16 protein-coding genes and 1 pseudogene are annotated in these 26,455 nt (G+C 45.1%); 10 read left to right on the top strand and 7 right to left on the bottom strand.

Going from position 1 to position 26,455, the window contains the following annotated elements; all coding sequences use genetic code 11:
- Nucleotides 1–19: 19 nt before the first annotated feature.
- Nucleotides 20–595 carry an RNA polymerase sigma factor RpoE gene (gene rpoE, locus AAHH42_RS05010; protein WP_072550111.1) on the bottom strand — a complete coding sequence of 192 codons (576 nt, stop codon included), beginning with the start codon at nucleotides 593–595 and terminating at the stop codon, nucleotides 20–22.
- A 181-nt stretch (nucleotides 596–776) separates the two neighbouring features.
- Between rpoE and nadB the strand changes: the two genes are divergently transcribed.
- The 6 genes from nadB (at nucleotide 777) to mukB (ending at nucleotide 9,992) form a co-directional block, all read left to right on the top strand.
- Nucleotides 777–2,381 (top strand): L-aspartate oxidase, encoded by a 1,605-nt coding sequence (nadB, locus tag AAHH42_RS05005; protein WP_342221792.1) that lies wholly within the window; start codon nucleotides 777–779, stop codon nucleotides 2,379–2,381.
- 78 nt (nucleotides 2,382–2,459) lie between these two features.
- Nucleotides 2,460–2,642 carry a Trm112 family protein gene (locus AAHH42_RS05000; RefSeq protein WP_072550109.1) on the top strand — a complete coding sequence of 61 codons (183 nt, stop codon included), beginning with the start codon at nucleotides 2,460–2,462 and terminating at the stop codon, nucleotides 2,640–2,642.
- Nucleotides 2,639–3,397 (top strand): 3-deoxy-manno-octulosonate cytidylyltransferase, encoded by a 759-nt coding sequence (kdsB, locus tag AAHH42_RS04995; protein WP_072550108.1) that lies wholly within the window; start codon nucleotides 2,639–2,641, stop codon nucleotides 3,395–3,397. The genes AAHH42_RS05000 and kdsB overlap by 4 nt, the downstream gene beginning before the upstream one ends.
- A 45-nt stretch (nucleotides 3,398–3,442) precedes the next feature.
- The gene (gene mukF, locus AAHH42_RS04990) at nucleotides 3,443–4,765 is read left to right on the top strand and encodes a chromosome partition protein MukF (protein ID WP_072550107.1); all 1,323 of its coding nucleotides are present in this window, start codon (nucleotides 3,443–3,445) and stop codon (nucleotides 4,763–4,765) included.
- Nucleotides 4,746–5,447, top strand: a complete 702-nt coding sequence (mukE, locus tag AAHH42_RS04985) for a chromosome partition protein MukE (RefSeq protein WP_072550106.1) — start codon at nucleotides 4,746–4,748, stop codon at nucleotides 5,445–5,447. Before mukF ends, mukE begins: the two co-directional genes overlap by 20 nt.
- A 69-nt stretch (nucleotides 5,448–5,516) precedes the next feature.
- Nucleotides 5,517–9,992, top strand: coding sequence for a chromosome partition protein MukB (gene mukB / locus AAHH42_RS04980; RefSeq protein ID WP_342222014.1), 4,476 nt, complete (start codon nucleotides 5,517–5,519; stop codon nucleotides 9,990–9,992).
- A gap of 164 nt (nucleotides 9,993–10,156) precedes the next feature.
- On the opposite strand, the gene rplS is transcribed toward mukB, so the two are convergent.
- The 6 genes and pseudogenes from rplS to AAHH42_RS04950 all read right to left on the bottom strand — a co-directional run bounded on the left by rplS (nucleotide 10,157) and on the right by AAHH42_RS04950 (nucleotide 14,929).
- Nucleotides 10,157–10,546 (bottom strand): 50S ribosomal protein L19, encoded by a 390-nt coding sequence (gene rplS / locus AAHH42_RS04975; RefSeq protein ID WP_072550105.1) that lies wholly within the window; start codon nucleotides 10,544–10,546, stop codon nucleotides 10,157–10,159.
- A 241-nt stretch (nucleotides 10,547–10,787) separates the two neighbouring features.
- On the bottom strand, nucleotides 10,788–11,540 hold the full coding sequence (gene trmD / locus AAHH42_RS04970; RefSeq protein WP_240313917.1) for a tRNA (guanosine(37)-N1)-methyltransferase TrmD: 753 nt from the start codon (nucleotides 11,538–11,540) through the stop codon (nucleotides 10,788–10,790).
- A gap of 86 nt (nucleotides 11,541–11,626) precedes the next feature.
- Entirely contained in the window at nucleotides 11,627–12,175 is a 549-nt protein-coding gene (rimM, locus tag AAHH42_RS04965; RefSeq protein WP_072550103.1) for a ribosome maturation factor RimM, read from the bottom strand.
- A 508-nt stretch (nucleotides 12,176–12,683) separates the two neighbouring features.
- A pseudogene (gene rpsP, locus AAHH42_RS04960) lies at nucleotides 12,684–12,908 on the bottom strand (30S ribosomal protein S16); the annotation flags it as partial.
- Between the two features lie 147 nt (nucleotides 12,909–13,055).
- Complete coding sequence (ffh, locus tag AAHH42_RS04955) at nucleotides 13,056–14,417, bottom strand: signal recognition particle protein (RefSeq protein ID WP_342221790.1); 1,362 nt, start codon at nucleotides 14,415–14,417, stop codon at nucleotides 13,056–13,058.
- Between the two features lie 155 nt (nucleotides 14,418–14,572).
- Nucleotides 14,573–14,929, bottom strand: coding sequence for a diacylglycerol kinase (locus AAHH42_RS04950; protein ID WP_072550102.1), 357 nt, complete (start codon nucleotides 14,927–14,929; stop codon nucleotides 14,573–14,575).
- Between the two features lie 95 nt (nucleotides 14,930–15,024).
- Between AAHH42_RS04950 and plsB the strand changes: the two genes are divergently transcribed.
- The 4 genes from plsB to AAHH42_RS04930 all read left to right on the top strand — a co-directional run bounded on the left by plsB (nucleotide 15,025) and on the right by AAHH42_RS04930 (nucleotide 26,012).
- Nucleotides 15,025–17,493, top strand: a complete 2,469-nt coding sequence (gene plsB, locus AAHH42_RS04945) for a glycerol-3-phosphate 1-O-acyltransferase PlsB (RefSeq protein ID WP_342221789.1) — start codon at nucleotides 15,025–15,027, stop codon at nucleotides 17,491–17,493.
- Nucleotides 17,494–18,063: 570 nt separating this feature from the next.
- On the top strand, nucleotides 18,064–24,009 hold the full coding sequence (locus AAHH42_RS04940; protein WP_342221788.1) for an autotransporter domain-containing protein: 5,946 nt from the start codon (nucleotides 18,064–18,066) through the stop codon (nucleotides 24,007–24,009).
- Between the two features lie 316 nt (nucleotides 24,010–24,325).
- The gene (gene ndk / locus AAHH42_RS04935; protein ID WP_072550099.1) at nucleotides 24,326–24,754 is read left to right on the top strand and encodes a nucleoside-diphosphate kinase; all 429 of its coding nucleotides are present in this window, start codon (nucleotides 24,326–24,328) and stop codon (nucleotides 24,752–24,754) included.
- Nucleotides 24,755–24,818: 64 nt separating this feature from the next.
- Entirely contained in the window at nucleotides 24,819–26,012 is a 1,194-nt protein-coding gene (locus tag AAHH42_RS04930; RefSeq protein WP_072550098.1) for a bifunctional tRNA (adenosine(37)-C2)-methyltransferase TrmG/ribosomal RNA large subunit methyltransferase RlmN, read from the top strand.
- The last annotated feature ends 443 nt before the right edge of the window (nucleotides 26,013–26,455 follow it).

Here is a 26,455-nt window from a genome sequence, read left to right as displayed (position 1 = left end):
AAATACCTTTGCATATCCACTACTGCTGGATTAGTGGCTGAATTTTGTTATCGATAGTTTCCCTAGCCCGGAAAATACGTGAACGGACGGTACCAACCGGGCAATCCATAATGGTCGCTATTTCCTCATAGCTTAAACCCTCTAACTCACGAAGCATAATCGCCATACGGAGATCTGCTGGCAGTGATGCGATGGTTCGAAAAACCGTCTGCTCCAACTCCTCGGACAATATTAAGTTTTCAGGGTTCGATATTTCTTTTAATGCGGATGAATTTTCGTAATATTCAGCCTCATTGACATCGACATCACTTGAAGGAGGACGTCGTCCCTGAGAAATCAGATGGTTCTTCGCCGTATTCACTGCTATGCGGTACAACCATGTATAAAAAGCGCTTTCACCGCGGAATGACTCTAACGCACGATAGGCTTTAATAAAAGACTCCTGTACTACGTCGGGTATATCCCCCAGTGGAACGTATCGGGACATCAAACTAGCAACCTTATGCTGGTAACGGATGACCAGTAGGTTGAATGCTCGTTGATCCCCTTGTTGTACCCGATCAACCAATACTTGATCTGTTAACGGCTCGCTCATTCGGGGTAGACTCCCCCGAAATCTATTGCTAGGTAAAAAAAAGTAGTATTGATCATATAATTATTTTCCTGAGCAAGCTTGGTTGGGAAGCTGTTTACCTGGAGGATACTACATCCGTAGCTTTTGCTTAACCAAATAGGCTAACATGAAACTTTATTTTCTTCTGTAGGCATCATACCTTATGCCAGCATCATCTGAACATGTTAGTGATGTATTGATCATCGGAAGCGGAGCAGCAGGTTTATCACTGGCTTTGCGGCTTGCGTCACCACATTGTAATGTCACTGTCCTGAGTAAAGGATTACTTCAAGAGGGGGCCACGCTTTATGCGCAAGGCGGCATCGCTGCCGTTTTTGATGAAACGGACAGTATAGCATCACACATTAAAGATACGGAGATCGCGGGTGCGGGGCTATGTGACCCAATGGTAGTTGAATTTATCGCCAGTAACGCCCGTTTTTGCGTAGATTGGCTTATCGAACAAGGTGTCATTTTTGATCGAGAGACCGATATACATGGTGAAAAGCGTTATCATTTAACCCTTGAAGGGGGTCATAGTCACCGTCGAATTTTACATAGTGCTGATGCGACAGGCAAAGCGGTACAGAATACGCTAACAGGTAAGGCAAGTGCTCATCCCAATATCTGTGTGAAAGAACGCTGTAATGCGGTCGACCTGATTATTTCTAACAAAATCGGTTTACCCGGCACCAAACGTGTTGTCGGTGCCTATGTCTGGAATCGTGAGTTAGAAGAAGTAGAGACTTTTCAGGCGAAGGCAGTGGTATTAGCCACTGGCGGCGCGGCTAAGGTTTATCAATATACCACCAACCCGGATGTTTCTTCTGGTGATGGTATCGCGATGGCGTGGCGAGCCGGCTGCCGAGTAGCTAACCTCGAATTTAACCAGTTTCATCCTACCTGTTTATTTCATCCGTCAGCGCGAAATTTCCTGTTGACCGAAGCGTTACGTGGTGAGGGTGCCTATCTTAAACGCCCTGATGGTAGCCGTTTTATGCCCGATTTTGATTCACGCGCTGAACTGGCACCCCGTGATATCGTTGCCAGAGCCATTGATCATGAAATGAAACGATTGGGCACAGACTGTATGTATTTGGATATCAGTCACAAACCTAGTGACTTTGTTATACAGCATTTTCCGATGATTTATGAAAAGCTGCTGTCATTGGATATTGATCTGACCATTGATGCGATTCCCATCGTACCCGCAGCGCATTACACCTGTGGGGGAGTGATAGTGGATCAACATGGTCGTACTGATCTGGACGGTTTGTATGCCATTGGTGAAGTAAGTTACAGTGGATTACACGGCGCCAATCGCATGGCTTCAAATTCACTACTAGAGTGTCTGGTGTATGGCTGGTCAGCGGCGGAAGATATTCTGACGCGTCTACCCCGTGAAGAGCTGACCAGTAGTCTGCCTCAATGGGATGAAAGCAGGGTGGATAATTCTGATGAACAAGTGGTTATTCAACATAATTGGCATGAATTGCGTTTATTTATGTGGAATTATGTCGGCATTGAGCGAACCACTAAAAGATTAGAACGTGCGTTACGGCGGATCAATATACTACAGCAAGAAGTTAATGAGTATTACGCTAACTTTCGTCTCTCAAACAATCTGCTGGAGTTACGTAACCTAGTACAGGTAGCTGAATTGATTGTTCGCTGCGCCATGGAAAGAAAAGAAAGCCGGGGCTTACATTATATTCTTGATTATCCAGATAAAATAGACAATCCACAACCTACTATTCTCAGCCCTTGAACTTGACACCATAACCTGAGTGGATATGCTATGCTTCTGCTGGCCTGCTGATTGTCACTCCACACTTTTGGAGGATTTATGGATCACCGTTTACTTGAAATCATTGCTTGCCCCGTCTGCAACGGCAAATTGTATTTTAATAAAGAACATCTTGAATTGGTATGTAAAGCTGATAACCGGGCTTATCCTGTGCGGGATAACATTCCTGTTCTGTTGGAAAGCGCCGCTTACCCTCCTACTGTCGATGAGAAACTAACATGAGCTTTGTTGTCATTATTCCCGCTCGTTATGAATCACGTCGTTTACCTGGTAAGCCTCTGGCTGATATTGATGGTAAGGCGATGGTGTTGCACGTTATGGAGCGAGCACTGCAATCGGGTGCTGGGCGGGTGATTATCGCTACTGATAATAATGCTGTGGTGAAGGTCGTTGAGGCTGCTGGAGGAGAAGCCTGTCTCACCGGGCTCGATCATCAGAGTGGTACTGAGCGGCTAGCTGAGGTTATTAAACGGTATGGTTTTCCTGCCGATAATATTATCGTTAATGTACAGGGTGATGAGCCACTCATTCCTCCCGCGATTATCCGACAGGTTGTAGATAACTTGGCAACATGCGGCGCGAGTATGGCGACACTGGCAGTGCCTATTGAAAGTGGTGACGAGGTCTTCGACCCTAACGTAGTGAAAGTGGTGAGAGATGCGAAAGACTACGCGCTCTATTTTTCCCGTGCACCTATCCCTTGGGATCGGCAGCGTTTTTCTCAATCGAAAAGCAATATTGATGTAAGTCTTTTGCGGCATATCGGCATTTATGCTTACCCTGCAGCTTTTGTCCAGCGTTATGTCGATTGGTCATCCAGTCCAATGGAAAAAGTTGAATCACTTGAACAACTGCGAGTGCTGTGGCACGGCGAAAAAATTCATGTAGCACTAGCACAGGAGATACCTACTGTAGGGGGGATTGATACTCCAGAAGATCTGCAAAGAGTACGGGATATTTTTCCCTCGGTGAAATAGGCCTTTGCAGAGCTAGTGTTTGTTACCTGAAGTCAAGGATCCAGGATGAGTGAAATTTCCCAGACAATACCCGAGCTGATCGCTTGGGCACGAAAAAATGATTTTTCGATTACACTCCCTACTGAACGTCTCACCTTTCTGTTAGCCATCGCGATGCTTAATGGCGAAAGATTAGACTGTGAAATGAGCGAAAGCGAGTTGATTGATGTATTTCGTTATGTCAGTAGCGGATTTGAACAAACTCATGACACTGTCGTGCTACGTGCCAACAACGCCATTAATGATATGGTACGGCAGCGCCTGTTAAACCGTTTTACCACTGATTTGGCAGATGGCAATGCAATTTATCGTTTAACCCCTTTGGGTATTAATATTACCGATCATTATATTCATCAACGCGAGTTTTCAACGCTACGCCTTTCGATGCAACTCGAGGTTGTCGCACAAGAATTACATCGAGCAGCAGATGTGGCAGAAGAAAGCGGTGATGAATTCCATTGGCAACGCCATGTTTTTGCGCCTTTGAAATACTCGGTTGCGGAAATTTTTGACAGTATTGATATCAGCCAGCGGTTAATGGATGAACAACAAAATAGCGTCAAAGAAGATATCGCTGCGTTATTGAATCAAAACTGGCGTGCCGCCATTGCCAATTGTGAATTATTGCTCTCGGAAACTTCAGGTACACTGCGTGAATTACAAGATACGTTAGAAGCAGCAGGAGGTAAACTACAAACCAATTTGCTGCGTATCCAGGAGGCGACCTGTGGTAATGTTGCATTGGAGCGGATTGACCACCTGGTTTCTGCCTTGCAAAACAAACTGGATCGTATTATCGGCTGGGGTCAACAGACTATTGATTTGTGGATCCACTATGATCGTCATGTACATAAATTTATCCGTACCGCGATTGACATGGATAAAAACCGTGTCTTTGCACAGCGATTACGCCAATCGGTACAAAATTACTTCGATAATCCTTGGACACTGGTGTTCGCTAATGCTGATCGCCTGCTAGATATGCGTGATGAAACCCTAGCACTGTGCAGTGAAGAAGTCACAGGTGAATTACCACAGGATTTGGAATTTGAAGAGTTCAATGAGATTTGCCAACAACTGGCCGCTATCATCGCACAAGCATTGGCTGTTTTTCCACAACAAGCAAAACCACTTAATCTGGCGGAGGTGATGCGTGATTATCTGGCGCAGTATCCGCGCGCCCGTCATTTTGACGTAGCACGTATTTTGGTTGACCAAGCGGTTCGACTTGGTATAGCTGAAGCCGATTTTTCTGGACTATCCCCCGAATGGTTGGCGATTAATGATTACGGAGCCAAGGTGCAAGCCCATGTCATCGACAAATATTGACCTCATTATGCCGCTCAAGCTGGCGCAGGCATTAGCCAACTCATTATTTCCTTCTTTGGACAGTCAACTACGTGCTGGACGTCATATTGGCTTCGATGAACTGGATAACCATGCTTTTTTGATGGATTTTCAAGAGCCGTTGGAAGAATTTTACCGGCGCTACAATGTGGAGTTGATCCGTGCCACCGAAGGTTTTTTCTACTTAAGACCACGTTCCACCACCTTGATCCCTCGTTCTGTACTGTCTCAGCTGGATATGATCGTGGGTAAAATCCTGTGTTATCTCTACCTTAGTCCTGAACGCCTTGCTCATCAAGGGATCTTTAGCCAACAGGATCTGTATGCAGAACTGATAACGTTGGCAGATGAAAGCAAATTGCTTAAATTGGTTAATCAGCGTTCTAGCGGCTCAGATTTAGATAAACAGAAGCTACAAGAAAAGGTACGCGTCTCCCTTAACCGCTTGCGTCGTTTGGGTATGCTTCATTTTATCGGTAGTGACAGTAGCCGATTTCGCATTACTGAAGCGGTATTTCGTTTTGGTACCGATGTCCGTAGTGGCGACGATCCACGGCAAGCACAATTACGGATGATTCAGGATAGTGAGGCGATGGCGGTTGAAAAGGGTTTATTAGGGCATAACGACGATACTGAAGCGGATGCTGTAGTGGACAATAAATAGGGACAGTACGATAACGGAAAAGACGCTAGCGGAAAACACAGAGGATGAGTAGTGATGATTGAATCAGGCATAATCGAACGAGGTAAGTTTCGCTCACTGACATTGGTTAACTGGAATGGTTTTTTTGCTCGCACTTTCGATCTGGATGAATTAGTCACCACTTTATCAGGCGGTAACGGTGCGGGTAAATCCACGACTATGGCTGCTTTTGTCACCGCCTTGATCCCGGATCTGACCTTACTGCATTTTCGTAATACCACGGAAGCCGGTGCTACCACGGGTTCGCGTGATAAAGGTTTACACGGCAAATTGCGTGCTGGAGTCTGTTATGCCACTCTGGATGTTGTGAATTCGCGTCATCAACGGATATTGCTGGGCGTGCGTTTACAACAGGTGGTGGGGCGGGATCGTAAGGTTGATATTAAACCCTTTACCATTCAGGGATTGCCGATCACGCTTCAGCCAACACAAATACTGACGGAAATACTGAGTCAACGTCAGGCACGAGTTCTCACCTTAGCTGAGCTGAAAGTGCGCCTTGAGGAGATAGAAGGGGTACAATTTAAGCAGTTTAATTCGATTACTGATTACCACTCTTTGATGTTTGATTTGGGTGTGATCCCAAAACGGCTGCGTTCTGCGTCTGATCGCAGTAAATTTTATCGATTGATAGAGGCCTCTTTATACGGTGGTATTTCCAGTGCCATCACACGCTCACTGCGGGATTACCTGTTACCGGAAAATAGCGGTGTGCGTAAAGCTTTTCAGGACATGGAAGCGGCATTGCGGGAAAACCGCATGACATTGGAGGCGATACGTACTACTCAGTCGGACAGGGATCTATTTAAACACTTGATTACAGAATCGACACATTACGTCGCTGCCGATTATATGCGCCATGCCAATGAACGGCGTATTCATCTTGATAGTAGCCTGGTTCTACGGGGAGAGCTGTTTAGCAACCGTCAAAAACTGCAGGTGGAACAGTATCGTTATGTTGAGATGGTGCGCGAATTGGCAGAAAAAAGTAGCTCAGAGTCAGTTTTGGAAGCGGATCATCAAGCTGCCAGCGATCATTTGAATCTGGTGCAAACAGTCCTACGTCAGCAGGAGAAAATCGAACGTTATCAGAGCGATTTAGAAGAGTTAGCTTATCGACTGGAAGAACAAGGTGCAGTGATGGCTGATGCGGCGGATCAGCAAGCAGCAAATGAAGCAAAAGCTGAAGCTGCAGAGCAAGAAGTCGATGAACTAAAAAATCAATTGGCGGACTACCAACAGGCGTTGGATGTGCAACAGACCCGTGCCATTCAGTATCAACAGGCGTTGCAAGCATTGGATCGTGCTCGCACACTGTGCCAGTTGCCCGAACTGGCAGCCGATAATGCTGAACACTGGTTGGCAACTTTTCATGCTGTCGATCAAGAAAAAACTGCCGCTTTACTTCAGATTGAGCAAAAACTGAGTGTGGCAGAGGTTGCTCACAGCCAGTTTGAGCAGGCTTATCAACTCGTGATCAATATCGCTGGGCAGGTAGATCGTGCTCAGGCCTGGCAAAGTGCGCGTGAGTTATTACGCGATTGGCCGGCACAACAACATCTGGCGGAGCGTGTACAGCCATTACATATCGCTTTATCCGAATTGGACCAGCGTTTGCGTGCTCAACGGGATGTCGAACGGATGTTGCAAGAATTTTGTAAAGATCAGGAGCAGCAGTATCAACCCGAAGAGCTGGTAGATCTGCAACGTGAATTGGAGCAACAAGTTGCTACACTCTCACTCGGAGTCAACGACGTGGCAGAACGTCGTATGGAAATACGTCAAGAGTTGGAGCAAATTAAACAAAAAATTGCCACGTTAACTGCCCGCGCGCCCATCTGGTTGGTGGCACAGGATGCGTTGCATCAGCTCAATGAGCAGAGAAAGCGAATATTAGCGCTGTGGCGCCATCACAGCGAGTGGCATGTATTGGAAAATAGTGCTCAGATGACGGAGTACATGCAGCAATTGTTTGAATATGAACGTAAAATCACGATTGAACGCGACACAGTAGCGAATAAGCAACGTGAAATTGAAATACAGATTGAACGTTTGAACCAGCCAAATGGGGCGGAAGATCCACGATTACTCGTACTCGCAGAGCGTTTTGGTGGCGTGCTGTTATCAGAAATTTATGACGACATTACCCTTGACGACGCTGCCTATTTTTCTGCCCTTTATGGCCCTGCACGTTATGGCATTGTCGTGCCAGATCTATCGTTGTTAGTGGGACAACTGCAAAATCTAGAAGATTGTCCAGAAGATCTTTATCTGATCGAAGGGGATCCTCAATCGTTCAATAACGATGTTTTCACTGTAGAAGAGCATGGAAAAGCGGTACTAGTGAAAATCGCTGATCGCCAATGGCGTTATTCTTGCTATCCCAAAATGCCGTTATTTGGTCGTGCCGCCCGTGAAAATCACCTTGAAGTGTTATATTTGGAGCGAGCTAACTTAGCTCAGCGCTACGCTCTGCTGTCGTTTGACGTACAAAAAATTCAGCGTGTGCATCAGGCATGCAGTCATTTTATTGGTACTCACCTGTCTGTTGTTTTTGATACTGATCCAGAAGCGGAAATTCGGTTGCTTAATATTCGACGTACTGAAGTAGAACGTAATTTAACTACCCATGAAAATCAGAATCAGCAACATCAACAACAGCTTGAACGGGCAAAAGAAGCAATTTCTTCCCTTAATAAATTGATCCCTTTCGTTTCTTTACTGCTTGACGATGGGTTGCAACACCGTGTAGAAAAAATGACCGCTGAGCAGGCAGTGGCTGGCCTCGCTGCTCGTCATATTCAGCAACATGGTGAATCTTTAGCTAAATTGGAGCCTTTGCTTGCAGTATTACAAAGTGATCCACAGCAACACAAACAGTTGCAGGCAGATTACCTACAAACGAAGCAGCAGCAGCAGCAAGCCAAACAACAAACATTTGCTTTAACTGAAGTGGTGCAACGGCGAGTTCACTTTAGCTACAGTGATTCGGCTGGTATGTTAATAGAAAATGCAGATCTTAATGACGGATTGCGCCAACGTCTTGAACATGCGGAAACAGCACGTACCCGTGCTCGTGAACGATGGCGAGAGTATCAGGTTCAATTTACCCAGTACAATCAAGTTCTAGCATCGTTGAAAAGTTCTTATGATACCAAAAAAGAAGTGTTGAAAGAGCTCGCTCAGGAGTTACAGGATAGTGGTATACAGGCCGATATCAATGCTTACGAACGTGCTTCGAGGCATCGCGATGAATTGCATAGAGCGCTTCGTGACAATCGTTTACAACGTAATCAGTTAGAAAAACAGCTGATGTACTCTGAGGCAGAGACGGATAATTTACAGAAAAAGCAAGGCAAATTAGAACGCGATTACCGTCAGATGCGGGAACGAATTGTTAATGCAAAAGCGGGCTGGTGTCGGATTATGAGCATGGTGAAAGACAACGGTATTGAACGCCGCCTGCACCGCCGTGAGCTGGCCTATAGGGGGGCGGATGAGCTTCGTTCGATGTCGGATAAAGCGCTAGGTGCATTACGGCTGGCGGTCGCTGACAATGAGCATCTGCGTGATGTACTACGTTTATCGGAAGATCCTAAACATCCAGAGCGAAAAATTGCTTTCTATATTGCTGTTTACCAGCATTTACGGGAACGTATCCGTCAGGATATTATCCACACCGATGATCCGGTGGAAGCTATCGAGCAAATGGAAATTGAATTGGGACGCTTGACTGAAGAATTAACTACACGTGAGCAAAAACTAGCCATCAGTTGTAAAAGCGTCGCTAATATTATCCGTAAAACCATTCAACGGGAACAAAATCGGATCCGTATGTTAAACCAGGGCTTGCAAACCGTTTCCTTTGGTCAGGTAAAAAGTGTACGGCTTCATGTAAATATACGTGAAGCTCATGCTAGCTTACTGGAAGTACTTTCTGAGCAGCAAGAACAACATCAGGATCTGTTTAACAGTAATCGTTTAACTTTTTCTGAAGCATTAGCAAAATTGTATCAGCGCCTCAATCCTCAGGTGGATATGGGGCAGCGTTTGCCGCAGACGGTCGGTGAAGAACTATTAGATTATCGCAATTATCTGGAATTGACGGTGGAAGTTTACCGTGGCGCTGATGGTTGGCTAAAAGCGGAAAGTGGTGCATTATCAACAGGTGAAGCGATAGGTACAGGTATGTCGATTCTTGTTATGGTCGTGCAAAGTTGGGAAGAAGAATCACGGCGTTTACGGGGCAAAGATATTTCACCCTGTCGTTTACTCTTCCTTGATGAAGCTGCTCGATTGGATGCCAAATCTATCGCCACGCTGTTTGAATTATGTGCACGATTGGAAATGCAGTTAATTATTGCAGCACCAGAAAATATCAGTCCCGAAAAAGGTACAACGTACAAATTGGTGCGAAAAGTATTTAATAATCATGAACACGTTCATGTGGTTGGATTACGTGGCTTTGTTAACACGTCTCTTGAAGAAGAGGTTGTAGCTGTATAGGTTCGTCAAAAACGCGCTCAAAATGCTCACTTACTCCCTTTTTGTTGCATACAAAGAGTAAACTACACTTTTTCGCGCGTTTTTTCCTCGTCTGAGCGTCGCTCAAGAAGATTTGAAACAGGCTCTTAGGCGAGCTATCTCGGCCAGGGGTTGGCTATGCAACATCAGCTAGCGTTACGTTTTCGGCTAAGATCCTCTTTGATACGTGCCGATTTACCAGTACGTGTACGTAGGTAGTACAATTTGGCTCTACGAACGGCACCACAGCGCTTCACCTCAATGCTGTCGATGATGGGAGAGTGGGTTTGAAACACGCGTTCAACGCCCACACTCTTGGAAATTTTACGCACGGTGAATGCGGAGTGCAGGCCACGGTTGCGAATGGCGATAACGACACCTTCGAATGCCTGCAAACGTTCTGTATTTTTTGGTCGTGATTTGGTTCCTTCACCATCAACCACCTTTACCTTAACTTCCACAGTGTCACCAGGACGGAATGCAGGTAGGTTCGTCCTCATTTGTTCTTGTTCAATCTGTTTAATAATGTTGCTCATAATTAACTCTCTTATCCTAGGTAAACTGATATATCAGGCTAGTTGGCACCTTAGAACCTGTTCGAAATCTCTTGTGCTCGTCGTGTTTTGGTCAAGTAATTCGTCAAAAACGCGCTCAAAATGCTCATTTACTCCCTTTTTGTTGCATACAAAGAGTAAACTGCGCTTTTTCGCTCATTTCTTCCTCGTCTGAGCGTTGCTCAAGAAGATTTGGAACAGATTCTTAGTACACAACACGCCCCTACATGGTTTTATTGCATGGCTCTACTACGCAAGTTCTCTTGCTGAGGGTTTCATGCTCCTGTTGGAACTCAGCCAGCAGCACCATTTGCTCGTCAGTCAGAGCTAGGCTTGCCAGAAGTTCAGGCCTTCTTAGCCAGGTACGACCCAACGACTGCTTTAAACGCCAGCGACGGATCTCAGCATGGTTGCCCGACAGTAGGATTTGAGGGACTTCCATTCCATCTAACATTTTAGGACGGGTATAGTGTGGGCAGTCTAGCAATCCATCAACAAAAGAATCTTCTTCGGCTGAGGCTCGATGACCTAAAACACCCGGTATAAAGCGGGAGATTGAATCAATCAATGTCATTGCCGGTAACTCACCACCACTGAGAACGTAATCACCCACCGACCATTCCTGGTTAATTTCTGTTTTGATCACGCGTTCATCTATCCCTTCGTAGCGCCCACACACCAGAATTATCTTCTGATAAGCTGTCAGCTCAATAACACCTTGTTGGTCTAGTTTGCGCCCTTGAGGTGATAGATAAATCACTTCGGCTGCTAGGCTAGCCTTTTCTTTGGCTGCACGGATAGCTGCACGCAACGGTTGTACCATCATGAGCATCCCCGGTCCACCGCCATAAGGACGGTCATCTACGGTACGATGTTGGTCGGAAGTGAAATCACGTGGGTTCCAACAGGCTATCTCTAACAACCCTTTTCTCACCGCTCGACCTGTTACTCCGTAATCGGTTATTGCGCGAAACATTTCAGGAAACAGGCTAACAACACCAATCCACCTCGTTTTGCTTTGCTTAGCCTGGTTTGCCTCATCATACTGACTTAGTTCGGTACTCAAAAATGAGGCTCCCAATCTACTTCAACCCGTTGAGCCGCGATATCGACTTGTTTTATGACTTGCTCATCAAGGTATGGGATCAAACGTTCTTTGATGCCAAATGCATCTTTCAGGTTTGCTTTCACTACCATCACATCGTTAGAACCGGTTTCCATCATATCGACGATTTTACCTAGTTGATAACCAGACGTGGTCACTACCTGACAACCAATAAGGTCTTTCCAATAGTATTCACCATCACTTAAAGGGGGAAGCTGTGGCGCATCAACTATAATCTCTAGGTTAGTGAGTTGACTCGCGGCTTCTCGATCATCGACACCTTTTGCTTTGATGATAAGATCTCGGTTGTGGTACTTCCAGCTCTCTAGTTCGAGATGCCGCCACTGACTTGCTTGTTGGACAAACCAAGGTTGATAATCAAAAATATTGTTAGCATTTTCGGTGAATGAAAACACTCTGAGCCAACCGTGAATACCGTAAGCCGATCCCACTTTACCGAGAACAATCGGCTGCGTAGAGACGACAGAATTAAGTTGTTTGCTCATGCCACCACCTTAACGTGACGAATCAAGCGGCTTTTTTAGCTGCATCGGCCGCTTTCATTGCTGCATCGACAGCCTTTGTAGCTGCATTAGCGGCTTCTAGAGATAATTTTTCCGTTTTTTCAGCGGCTTTTTTAGCTGGAGCAGACATTTTTTCTGTTGCTTTTTCAACGGCTTTTTTAGCTACGCTTGCGGCTTTTTCAGCAGCTTTTTTAGCTACATCAGCGGTATTAGCGGCTTTTTCAGCGGCCTTCTTAGCTGTCGTTGCATTAGCTTCTGCTGCTGCATTTTTGGCTATAGACTCATTATTAGCGGCTTTTTTAGCTGCATTTTTAGCTTTGTTGGCTGCCTTTATGGCAACATCGATAACGGCATCAGCTGTTTCTCTATCTGCTTTTTCAAGTAAATTAGCGGGATCGACAGACTCTTTAGCTTCTTTTTCCTTTTTTCCGCTAATGAGCACGTTTCTTACAAGATCTTTTACTTTCAGTGTTTCCGAAATTGCCATTCCAGACACCCGCGCGGAAACGGTAGCACCTTTACGCAGCCAGTGTTCGATGCGATCTGCGTTTAAACGCAAAAGTTCAGTACGACCCTGTGCCAATGGAGCTAGCGGATTAAAAAAGCCGACACGCTCGATGAAGCGACCATCACGCGCATTACGGCTGTCAGCGACGACAACCTGGTAAAACGGCCGCTTTTTAGCACCGCCACGAGCCAAACGAATGGTTACCATAACATCCTCTTTAATTAACAAAATAACGAGATCCTGCCTAGAAGCGGGATCCTGTTCCAATACAAAAAGCCTCAGAATTCTACTGATTTCGGTGCAAAAAGCAATCTAAAGCTCGACTTTCTTAAGGCTCCTCATCCTCGATCCCTGTTAACGACCGAGGAAGCCCGGTAGCATCATGCCCCTCATGCTGCGCATCATTTTCGTCATGCCTCCATTCTTCATCTTTTTCATCATGCGTTGCATATCATCGAATTGTTTCAATAAAACGTTGACATCGTGCACTTGTACGCCTGATCCACTGGCGATACGGCGCCGGTGAGAACCTTTGATGATTTCTGGTTTAGCACGTTCTTTGAGTGTCATTGAATTAATGATAGCTTCCATACGTACCGTCATTTTATCATCCATCTGTGATTTTATGTTGCCAGATAATTGGCCTATACCGGGCATTTTATTCAACATATTGTTCACGCCACCCATATTGCGCATTTGCTTTAGCTGTTCCTGGAAGTCGTTCAGATCGAATCCGTGGCCTTTTTTCAGCTTGGTCGCCATTTTTTTAGCTTGAGCTTGATTGACTGTGCTTTCAATATCGTCTATTAGCGACAGTACGTCACCCATGCCAAGAATACGTGAGGCTATGCGATCGGGATAAAATGGCTCTAATGCATCGGTTTTTTCACCGACACCGAGAAATTTAATTGGTTTGCCTGTGAGATGGCGGATAGACAAAGCGGCTCCACCACGTGCATCGCCATCGACTTTAGTTAATACTACCCCGGTGAGAGGCAAAGCCTGGTTAAACGCCGTAGCGATATTAGCAGCATCTTGACCCGTCATGGCATCAACCACAAATAAGGTTTCTACCGGATTCACTGCGGTATGTAATTTTTTGATTTCGTCCATCATTGCGTCATCAACGTGCAGACGACCTGCTGTATCGACGATCAGCACATCGTAGAACTGGATCTCTGCTCGTTCCAAGGCACGGTTAACAATATCAATCGGTTCTTCCTGTTCATGAGATGGGTAGAAATCAATCTCTACTTCTTGCGCTAATCTTTCTAACTGTTGTATCGCCGCCGGCCGATAAACGTCAGCCGATACGACCAACACCTTTTTCTTGTGTTTTGCTTTAAGAAATTTTCCCAGTTTAGCTACACTGGTGGTTTTACCTGCACCTTGTAGTCCTGCCACCAACACGACGGCAGGAGGTTGGGCAGCGAGATTTAACTCGCTGTTGGCATCACCCATTGCTGAGGTCAATTCACGTTTGACTATTTTTATCAGTTCTTGACCTGGCGTAAAGCCTCTATTGACGGTTTTGCCCAGAGCATGTTTTGTAATTTCGCTAATAATAGCCTGTACCACTGACAAAGACACATCAGCGTCGAGTAGTGCCACGTGGACTTCACGTAGGGCATCTTTAATATTTTTTTCTGTCAGTCGACCACGGCCGCTGATATTGCGCATTGCGCCTGACAATCGATCAGTTAAATTTTCAAACATCGTTTTATGCTCAGATATAAACAAGTCGCTTGGGCGACAAAAACCATGCTGGCGCACAATACGCCGCACTCGGCGATACAAATAATAAGGTGATTGTAGCACGAAGCTGGAATTATCGAATCTGTTTGAAATCTGTTGTGTTCGCTTATCTCATATCAAATTAAAATACTTATCCAAACAAAGAAAGCCAATAAAATAGCCAACAAGACTGCCGCCGAAGCCATATCTTTCGCCTGACCTGACAGTGGATGTAATTCACTACCAATACGATCAACAGCCGCTTCAATGGCACTGTTTATTATTTCAACGATGATGACCAGTATCACCGATCCTATCAATAAAACACGTTCGATTATCGTCAAATCGAGGCAGTAGGCAACTATGATGGCGGCAATAGCCGCTACAGTTTCTTGGCGAAAAGCCGCTTCATTTTTCCACGCCACCCGTAATCCTTTTACCGAATAGTGGGCAGCTCTGTAGAGACGGATTAATGCTGCTGTCTGATTTTTCATCAATTAATAAGCCCTTATCGTCGTTGAGTCGTAACCTTCACTGGCGGTTTCTGGTATCCTTGTGCTGAATTGCTAACGAGAGGCTTTACCTTGTTATGTCAGGTTGGCGTAAAATATACTATAAGTTACTGAACTTACCACTTAATTTTTGGGTAAAAAGCAGGGTTATTCCGGCAGATCCGCTGACAGAATTAGGTCTGGATCCCTTATGTCCTGTTCTGTACGTGTTGCCTTATTATTCTAAAGCTGATTTGCTGACGTTACGGACGCAGTGTTTGGCGCAAGATTTGCCTGATCCCTTAGATCCCTTAGAAATGGATGGTAGGCAACTCCCCAGCTATGTTTTCATTGCCAGGGGTTCTAGAGCGGCGCCTGATTGTCGTTTTAAACAGGAATCGGTGAAGTTGTTTCACGATTATTTAGATCTGCATCGCAATAACCCTGAATTGGATGTACAAATGTTGCCGGTCTCGGTGATGTTTGGGCGTTCACCAGGTCGTGAGCAACATGGCACACTACGTTTACTTAATGGCATACAAAAATTCTTTGCTTTATTGTGGCTAGGTCGTGACAGCTTTGTTCGTTTTTCAAACAAAGTGTCATTGCGCTATATGGCGGATGAGCACGGTACAGATAAAACCATCGCTCATAAATTGGCTCGGGTAGCCAATATGCATTTTTCCCGACAACGTTTGGCTGCGGTTGGACCAAGCTTACCGGTTCGTCAAGATCTGTTCAACAAATTGCTGTCTTCTAAAGCTATTGAAAAAGCGCTATTGGATGAAGTACGTATAAAAAAAATTTCTTATGAACAAGCGCAGCAAAACGCCATGCTACTGATGGCAGAAATCGCTGCTGATTTTTCTTATGAGGCGGTACGTTTTTCCGATCGTGTATTGAGTTGGACTTGGAATCGTCTCTATCAGGGGATTAATGTCCACAATGCCGAACGGGTACGCCAGTTGGCACAGGATGGGCATGAGATAGTCTATGTGCCCTGTCATCGTAGTCATATGGATTATTTACTGCTCTCCTATGTGCTTTATCACCAAGGTTTGGTGCCACCCCATATCGCGGCGGGAGTTAATCTGAATTTTTGGCCTGCGGGGCCAATTTTTCGCCGTTTGGGGGCGTTCTTTATCCGCCGTTCTTTTAAAGGCAATAAACTTTATTCGACGGTATTTTGTGAATATCTTAGCGAACTCTTTACCCGTGGTTATTCGGTAGAATATTTTCTTGAAGGAGGGCGTTCTCGTACAGGGCGTTTACTGGAACCTAAAACAGGCATTCTATCTATTACTATTCAGGCCATGTTACGGGGGGGGACACGTCCTATTACACTGGTGCCAATTTATATTGGCTACGAGCATGTGATGGAAGTGAGCACTTACGCCAAAGAATTGCGTGGCGCAGCCAAAGAGAAAGAAAACCTGCTGCAAATGATACGTGGTCTGCGCAAATTGCGTAATCTGGGGCAAGGCTACGTGAATTTTGGTGAACCTTTATCGTTGATGACTTATCTTAATCACCATATCCCTCAATGGCGTGAATCCATTGACCCTATTGAGGCACCACGTCCGAGTTGGCTGACGTCGGTAGTGAATGATCTAGCAAGCCAGATTATGGTGAGGATCAACAATGCTGCCGCCGCCAATGCGATGAATTTATGTTCGACTGCGCTGTTAGCCTCGCGTCAGCGTTCATTGGCACGTGGTCAGCTGCTTGAACAGCTTGATTGTTATTTACAACTTTTGCGTTATGTGCCCTACGCTCATGACGTCACTGTACCGGATAAAACGCCGCAAGAATTGCTTGATCATGCATTAAAGATGAATAAGTTTGAGTTAGAGCAAGACAACATCGGCGAAATTGTGATTTTGCCACCTGAGCAAGCTGTGTTGATGACTTATTATCGTAATAATATTCAGCATTTGCTGGTACTGCCTTCATTGATTGCTAGTATGGTCATTCACCACAATGGTATTACGCGAGTAGAAATACTGCGTCAAATAGAAATAATTTATCCTATGCTGCAAGCTGAACTCTTTTTGCATTACAGTAAAGAGCAGTTACCGCAGATACTGGATACTTTGTTTGATGAATTGGTTCGTCAACAGTTAATTTGTGATACCGATAATCAGTTAATAGCAAATGTGGCACGTATCCGTCCGTTACAACTGTTAGCCGCCGGAGTGCGTGAAACATTACAACGCTATGCCATTACCTTTTTTTTACTCAGTGTGGATCCGCAAATAACACGAAGCGTCTTAGAAAAAAAAAGCCGTATTATGGCGCAACGTCTATCGGTATTACATGGTATTAATGCTCCCGAGTCTTTTGATAAAGCCGTGTTCACAACACTAGTAACGAAGTTACGTGAAGAAAACTTTATGAGTGACAATGATAATTCCATCGGAATGGATACGACGTTACAAATTTACCGTATGCTGAGCCATCTGATGACACCTGAAGTGAAATTGACCATTGAAAGTGCAAGCATAGCTGTGAAAACTGATACCACCTTGGTATTATCAAATGGATCTCCATCAAATACTCAAGATTAGTTTTTTATTATCATATTAAAAATAAATAGGCCATGATTATGCTTGGCCTTATTTATATAAGTATAATCTTTAATATTAGGGTAATAAATTCATCTCTCATCCTATTTTTTTATCTAAAAAGATTACGACAGTGGATTATAACAATACAATGGTGTTAAGCCGCTTGACGAATACCTTTTATTAAACTTTACTGTATTTATGTGAGTAAATTTTTTATTTAACGAATAGGAAGATAAAGCAATAATACAATCCTGGCTAGGCTGATATTATTGCCGTTGTCTTATTATTTTATAATCTATTTTTATCATCTGAGCATCGACTAAAAATTTATCCCTCTCAATTTTTTGCATAATAAATTTTATGTAGTTGGATAGCTATTGCCTGCTGTATTTTTTGGAGAATAAGAACAGTATGAATAAAAGCTATTATTTGATACGAAATAAAGTACAGGATGTTTTAGTCATGACTACGGAGTCCTCTAAAATTAATAGTAAAAAAAATGCGAGTCTATTAATATTTTTTGTAAATAATAAATATATATTTAATCGGTTTAATGAATTATTTAAATTGATGCTAAAATCGATTTTACTGGCGTTAGCCAGTGATATTTTTTGTCTTACTACAGCATTAGCAGCATATTCACTGAATAGCACCTCAAGCGGTCAAGTAGTCTGTTATGGCAATGAGCCTCCGGGAGTCAATAGCATTAAACCTTTTATTCCACCCAAAGGTGTTGTGGTGAATGCTGCTGTTCATAACCCTCAACATTTGGATATTAACAGCGGTGACTGTCTTGTTTCAGGCGTGCAAGAGTTTCAATATACCACCTTGAATGGCGGCTTGGTTTTTTTTGATCATGTTGCATCTTTTGGCAGGGGGATTATCAGCGCCAATGGTGGCATGATGGAAACACGTACCGACCAGCTTAGTCTTGAGAATGACATCCATTTAGAAAGTAATGGGTTAACCGTGCAAGGTGCTAATGAACTCCGGCTATTAGGGACTATTATGGGTAGCGGTAGTTTAACGAAATCCGGCTCTTCTAATTTGCTATTGAATGCTTCTAACCGTTATCGTGGTGGTACTTTTGCGACTGGCGGCATTATCACTCTCGGCAGCCAGTTAGCATTAGGTAGCGGTACCTTGACTGTAGAGGGTGCGACTTTCCTGGATACGACGCTTGGTATGGGACTCAATAATGCCGTCGTGCTTAATGCGGATCTGTCACTGACAGGCAATTATCCGATGATCATCAATGGGATGATCTCAGGCCAAGGGGGAATACATAAATACGGTAGTGAGTTATTGGAATTAACAGAGGCTAATAGCTACAGCGGTGGTAGTTTTTTATATCGTGGAATGTTATTCCTTAATCACAAAGAAGCACTGTCCAGTGGTGCCTTGACGGTTGAAGGACATTCGACCCTTGATGCTCAAAGCGGAATGCGGTTGAAAAATGATCTTAAACTTAATGCCGGTCTCAATTTGGTGGGTCGTTATTTAACGTTGAACGGTACAATTTCAGGCACGGGAGGGATAACACATTTAACTTCCTCACCACTGACGTTGAACGCAGCTAACAGTTATAGCGGTGGCACCTTCACCACGGGTGGAAAACTGGTTCTCGGTGATAATAAGGCATTGGGTAGTGGCGTTTTAGCAGTCGATGGAGAGACGATACTGGATAATTGGCAAGCGCTAGTACTGAATAATGATATAAATTTGAATGCTGACCTCAACGTGGGAGGCAGTCGCAATCTGGTGCTTAAGGGTATCATTTCAGGTACTAAAGGGATAAAAACAGGAGGGACGGCTTTGCTGACGTTAAATGGTGCTAACAGTTACAGTGGTGGTACCATCCTAAGTAACGGGAGTTTGACACTCGGTAACGATACAGCATTGGGCAGTGGTGTAGTGAGGTTAGAAACAGATCTGACTTTGAATAGCTCTATCCCGTTAACACTAGATAATGCCATGGTGTTAAATAAGGATCTCAAGGTGGTAGGTTATCACGATCTGACTTTAAACGGGGTAATTTCAGGTACCGGCGGGATCTCGAAATTTGGCATAAATCATTTAATGTTGAATGCGGCTAATAGTTACAGTGGCGGTACTTCTTTTGATAACGGAATGTTATCACTGGGTAACGATGCTGCACTAGGAAGCGGTACATTAACTGTCCATGGAATGTTCAACTCATTAGAGACGACGACTCCACTCACCTTAAATAATCCTATCGAACTCGTAGGGGATCTCAAGATAGCAGGAGATCACGATCTGACTTTAAACGGGGTAATATCTGGCGGTGAATACATAGATAAACAGGGCCCTGCTACTCTGAGATTAAATGCGGCTAATAGTCATGAAGGGGGTATTTTGCTGTATGGTGGAAAACTGCTGCTCGGCCATCATGCAGCATTAGGCCATGGTAGCTTGATGCTGATGAGTGAGGGTGGCAGTCTGGATACCACCACTGAGTTGACGTTGAGTAATAAGATTAAATTATGGGAGGCGGATCTTAACTTGGTAGGTAGTCATGATTTGACACTGAATGGAGAGATTTTGGGGCCAAAGAGGATAATAAAATCAGGTGCGAACACACTGATATTGAATGCGGCTAACCACTATGAAGGGGGTACTCTCTTTAACAAAGGAAAACTGCTACTTGGCCATCATACCGCATTGGGCAGAGGTGCATTGCAGCTCAGCGCAGAGGAGGTAAGTTTGGATACCCTCAAGGTGCTGACGCTGGATAATAATATTGAACTCAATGCCGATCTCAATGTAGCAGGTAGTCAGGATTTGACGTTAAACGGAATAATGACCGGCATCGGGAAGATAATCAAGTCAGGTTCTGTTGCTTTGAAATTGAATCAGCCTAACGATTATAGCGGTGGCACTGTCCTTAATAACGGAAAACTATTACTTGGAAATGATACAGCACTGGGCAGTGGTATTTTGACTGTCGAGGGTGCCGCGACCCTGGACACCACGACCAGGTTAGCACTCGATAATCCCATCGAACTCGGGGCGGATCTCCATCTAAATGGCAGTCACGATCTGACATTGAATGGTGTAATTTGGGGTGGCAGAGGGGTAACCAAATCCGGTTCTGGCACACTGACGTTGAACTCATCTAATCGTTATACCGGTGGCACCGTCCTCAATGACGGAAAATTATTGGTTGGCAGTCAAACAGCGTTAGGCAGTGGTGCTTTAACGGTAGCCGGATCGGCGACGCTAGATACGGGATCTATGCCGATGTTGGATTTGGATAATGCTATTGAATTGAAAGCCGATCTCGATATAGCAGGTCGTTATGCGATATTAAATGGCCCTATTTCAGGGCCGGGTGGGATAACGAAATCAACAGGTGCGCCACTTACGTTAAATGGGGTTAACAGCTATAGCGGGGATACGATCTTGTATGACGGAGAGCTGTTACTGGGTCGTTCAGCGGCGTTAGGCAGCGGTAAGTTGGTCATCAGGGGAGCAGCAATCTTGGATAATAAGATCGAGATGACGTTAGATAATGCCATTGAGCTTAATACTGATCTCAAAGTAATGGGTAGAAAAGATCTCACATTGAACGGGGTGATGACAGGTGACGGAGGGATAACGAAATTTGGCAACGGCACCTTGACGTTGAATGCAGCTAATCATTACGGCGGTGTTACTGTTTTGGATGATGGCGTACTGGTGCTCGGAGCGGGTGGTAGTTTTGCGGCAAACAGTGCGGTGAATATCACTGGCTCCGAGGCGCAGTTGGATATCTCAGCAGCAGGCGATCAAACTATAGGTTCATTAATAGGGGTAACAGGTAGTGGCGTGAACTTGGGTGAGCATACTCTGACCTTTGGCGACGGCAGCAATCAAACCTTTGCTGGCGTGATCAGTGGCAGCGGGGGGCTGATAAAAGCAGGTAGGGGGAAAGCTATTCTAAGTGGTACTAATACCTTTACCGGTCACACTACTATTAATGCCGGTACGTTACAGATTGGTGATGGTGGCACTACGGGTAGCTTAGTTGGTGACATTATTAATCATGGTTCACTGATATTTAATCATGCCAATAAACATGTTTTTGGCGGCGTTATCAGCGGAATAGGTAACCTGGTTAAGGAGGGAAATGGCGTGTTAGTATTGGCAGGAAATAATACTTATAGTGGTATGACCGTAGTAAATGCGGGTACGCTTGAAGTAACAGGTTCATTGGCTCATGCAGAGGTTAACGTGAATAATGGTGCCACCTTCCAGGCTGCTGGCACCATAAGAGATGTGACGATTGGTAGTGGTGCCACTGTTTCTGCCGCTCCCATTCCTCCGGTGGATCAGCGCGTTGATGACTTACAACGAGTCAGTGATATTCGTTCTGTCGTAGAAGGGGCTGATGATAATAATCACGATGATGTGCAGATTGTTTCGCAACGTTCAGAGGAGAGGGATACAACCAGGGCTGCCGCTTTGTTGGCGGCACCTATTGCTGCTGCTCCCATTCCTCCTGTGGATCAGCGTGTTGATGACTTACAGCGCGTCAGTGATATTCGTTCTGTCGTAGAAGGGGCTGATGATAATAATCATGATGATGTGCAGGTTGTTTCGCAACGTTCAGAGGAGAGGGATACAGCCGGGGCTGCCGCTTTGTTGGCGGCCCCTATTGCTGCTGCTCCCATTCCTCCTGTGGATCAGCGCGTTGATGACTTACAGCGCGTCAGTGATATTCGTTCTGTCGTAGAAGGGGCTGATGATAATAATCATGATGATGTGCAGGTTGTTTCGCAACGTTCAGAGGAGAGGGATACAGCCGGGGCTGCCGCTTTGTTGGCGGCCCCTATTGCTGCTGCTCCCATTCCTCCTGTGGATCAGCGCGTTGATGACTTACAGCGCGTCAGTGATATTCGTTCTGTCGTAGAAGGGGCTGATGATAATAATCATGATGATGTGCAGGTTGTTTCGCAACGTTCAGAGGAGATGGATGCAGCCAGGGCTGCCGCTTTGTTGGCGGCACCCGTTTTTGCTGCTCCTACTCCCCCTAGGAAAGAGTACGTTGATAGCTTACGAGTAGCCGGTAATATTAATTTTTCCTCTGGATCTTTCTATGATGTGCGTGTTACTCCGCAAAAAAGTGGCATCATCAATGTTGCCGGTAATGCCACCCTATCTGGTGCAGCTGTCAAAGTGGCAGTGACACCAGGTCGTTATCAATTGGTTAATCGATATACCATTCTTACTGCCGATGGCGGTTTCAATGGTATGTTTGTCGATACAACGTCTGATTTGGTGTTTCTTACGCCAAGTTTACGTCAGGATGCTAATCGTATTTTTCTTACTTTGTCGCGCAACGACACGACTTTCGAGCAAACAGCACAAACGCGAAATCAGAAGAGCGTGGCACGAGCACGGGATAACGCCGATGCTACAACCCTGATTAATAGGCATTTATTGCCTCTTGATATGGCCTCTGTTCGCACTGCATTCGATCATTTATCCGGCGAGATTCAGGCCAGTGCACAGAGTATTTTATTAGCTCATAGCCATTACACCAGAGAGACGGTGATGGCACGTACTCGAGGGGAGTATTTTATGCCCAATCCGGCGACCTATCATGTTTGTGCGTCTCACGATCAGTCAATACAACAAAATAAATCGTTCATCCCCAACGAAACATGTAGTGATCCCGTTCAGGAAACGGCGACCGTTTGGGGGCAGGTACTGGCTGGTAAAGGCAATTTAAAAGGGGGGGAGAATACTAACGCGGTGAATTATCGTACCACAGGGTTTGTTATGGGTAGCGATATGGTGTTGAATGATCGCTGGCATGTCGGTGCCGCGGGTGCGCTAGGTCATACCTTCTTTAATACCAATCAGATTGATAATTCGGGTTCCGTCAATCATTACCATTTGGCATTATACGGCGGCACAGGTTTTGGTGCACTGGCTGTGCGACTGGGGGCCGCTTATACCTGGCATCATCTTGATATTGATCGCCGGATTGTCTTTCCTAGCTTTAGCGAGCGTGCGCAATCCAGGTATAACGCAGGGACAATGCAGTTTTTAGGTGAACTGGGTTATGCCATTACAGCAGGTTCGGTCATGTTTGAGCCTTTTGTGAGCCTGGATCATATTAATTTATACAGCGATGGATTTACCGAGACAGGGGGAGCGAGCGCATTGGTTGGTAATAAAAATAGCCAGCATGTCGCTTTTTCAAGCTTGGGTTTAAGAGCGCGGACGTCTTTTGATATTTTGGGTTTGACGGTGAGTGGCCATGGTTCTATCGGCTGGCGGCGAGGGTTTGGCGATCTTATACCCAGGACAAATCTCACTTTTGGCGACCAAAGCACCACTTCCTTTGAGATAATCGGTGTTCCCATTACCGATGATAGTACGTTGATAACGAGCGGCATCGATGTCAAGATCAGTAAAAAATTCACTTTAGGGCTAGGGTACTCGGGTCAATTTGCCGCGAAAATGCAAGATAATGCCATTAACGCTCGAGTGATATGGGAATTTTAATAAACCTTGTAAAAGTGCCGTTGATTAATAACTATTTTGAATAGGCCACTGGGATCCCGTGTCAAGCAGTAGGTTTTATGAGAAGTCTACTATATAATCCGCTCCCCTTAACGCTGATTCGACGTTAGACTTCTTGCAAAACCTACTACCTACTGCGAATTCTACGTTACCTGGTCGCAATCCTCATGTACGTGCTCCAGGTGCCTTGACTGCACAAGCCCTCACTACGGTTTTGTAAGAAGTCTATTGTTGAGAACGAAGCTCAGACGAAGAAACAATTGGCGTGGATCCCCTTAAAAATCAAATAGAGGTTGTTATGGCTGTTGAACGTACCTTATCTATCATCAAACCTGATGCCGTTGCTAAAGATATTATTGACGCCATTTATGTGCGTTTCAAGATGGCTGGATTCAAAATTATTGCAGCAAAGATGGTGCACTTAACTCAAGATCAGGCAGAAGGTTTCTACGCGGAACATAAAGGTCGCCCATTCTTTGGTGAGTTGGTTACATCTATGACCTCAGGGCCAATAATGCTCCAGGTCCTGGAGGGTGAAAATGTGGTGCAACGTCACCGCGATATGATGGGTGCGACTGACCCGAGTCAGGCACTGACAGGTACGCTGCGTGCTGATTTCGCTGATAGTGTTACCGCTAATGCGGTGCATGGTTCTGATGCAGTTGCATCGGCTCAACGTGAAATTGCTTATTTTTTTGCCGCAGATGAAATTTTCTCGTGTAGCTAATCTGTAACATTCTGCGCTCTGGATGAGTTAATTTTCCGGAGCGTTCAACAAGGTCACGACGTTTATGCCCGAACAATTTTTATCGTCTCCTATTTTATCCGATGTGACGCCTCCATCTGGACAGATCAAGACTGCCACTGTGGTTAGCGCTAAAATTAATTTACTTGATTTAAATCGCCAACAATTGCGTGAATTTTTTGCCCGAATGGGTGAAAAGCCCTTTCGTGCCGACCAAGTGATGAAATGGATATACCATTATTGTTACGATGATTTTGAGCAGATGACCGATATCAATAAAGTATTACGCACCAAGCTACAACAAATGACAGAAATCCGCGCACCTGAAGTGGCGCAAGAGCAACGCTCGGCGGACGGTACTATCAAATGGGCGATTAAAGTGGGTGATCAGCAGATCGAAACCGTCTATATCCCGGAAGGTGACCGTGCCACCTTGTGCGTTTCTTCACAGGTAGGTTGTGCATTGGAATGTAAATTCTGTTCAACCGCCCAACAGGGATTTAACCGTAACCTGCGAGTCGCGGAAATTATCGGCCAAGTATGGCGTGCGGCTAAAATTATCGGCTCTTTGAAATCAAGTGGTCGCCGTCCGATCACCAATGTCGTCATGATGGGGATGGGAGAACCGTTACTTAATCTGAATAATGTGGTACCGGCGATGGAGATTATGATGGACGATTTTGGCTTTGGTCTGTCTAAACGCCGTGTCACTTTATCGACCTCTGGTGTCGTACCGGCGTTGGATAAACTTGGTGATATGATCGATGTGGCCTTGGCAATCTCTCTCCATGCCCCGACGGATGACATCCGTGATGAAATTGTGCCAATTAACCGTAAATATAATATCGCAACTTTTTTAGCCGCTGTGCGCCGTTATCTAACAAAATCTAATGCTAACCAAGGGCGTGTTACCGTTGAATACGTCATGCTCGATGATATTAACGATCGGATAGAACAAGCCCATCAATTGGCTAACTGCCTGAAAGATACGCCTTGCAAGATTAATCTTATCCCCTGGAATCCTTTTCCAGGTGCGCCCTACGGTCGTAGTTCCAACAGCCGTGTGGATCGCTTTGCCAAGGTGTTAATGCAGTATGGTTTTACTACCATTGTACGTAAAACCCGTGGTGATGATATCGACGCGGCTTGTGGTCAATTAGCGGGAGAGGTGATTGACCGTACAAAACGAACGTTGAAAAAGAAAATTACCGCTGAAACTATCGGCATAAAAATAGTTTGAACGTTGTTAGAACCTATTCGAAATCTTTTATGCTCACTGATACTTTGTCAAAAATGGGCTCAAAATGCTCATTATTCTATGTAAACTGCGCTTTCTTGCCCATTTTTTCCTCGTCTGAGCGTCGCTTAAGAAGATTTGGAATAGGTTCTTAGACTTCTTGCAAAACCGTAGCGAGGGCTACGAAGTCAAGGTACTTGGCATGCAATAGCTGCACGGTACAGTACATGAGGATTGCGAGCACCAGGTAACGCAGAATTTATAGCACGTAGTAGGTTTTGTAAGAAGTCTATTAAGACGAGGAGATAAGGCGCGGATTTCTATCTAACCTGTGTTAAAATTTTTCTGCGCTTGTTATTGAGGATGAGGAAGAGAGTAGACTTCTTGCAAAATCGTAGTTCGTTATGCGAAGTTAAGGCATCTGGCGCTCAGTGACTGCATGGGAC

Origin of the sequence: Candidatus Fukatsuia endosymbiont of Tuberolachnus salignus, from assembly GCF_964030845.1 — a bacterium.
Taxonomy (GTDB): Bacteria; Pseudomonadota; Gammaproteobacteria; order Enterobacterales; family Enterobacteriaceae; genus Fukatsuia; species Fukatsuia symbiotica.
This window is presented reverse-complemented; position numbering and strand designations above follow the sequence as displayed.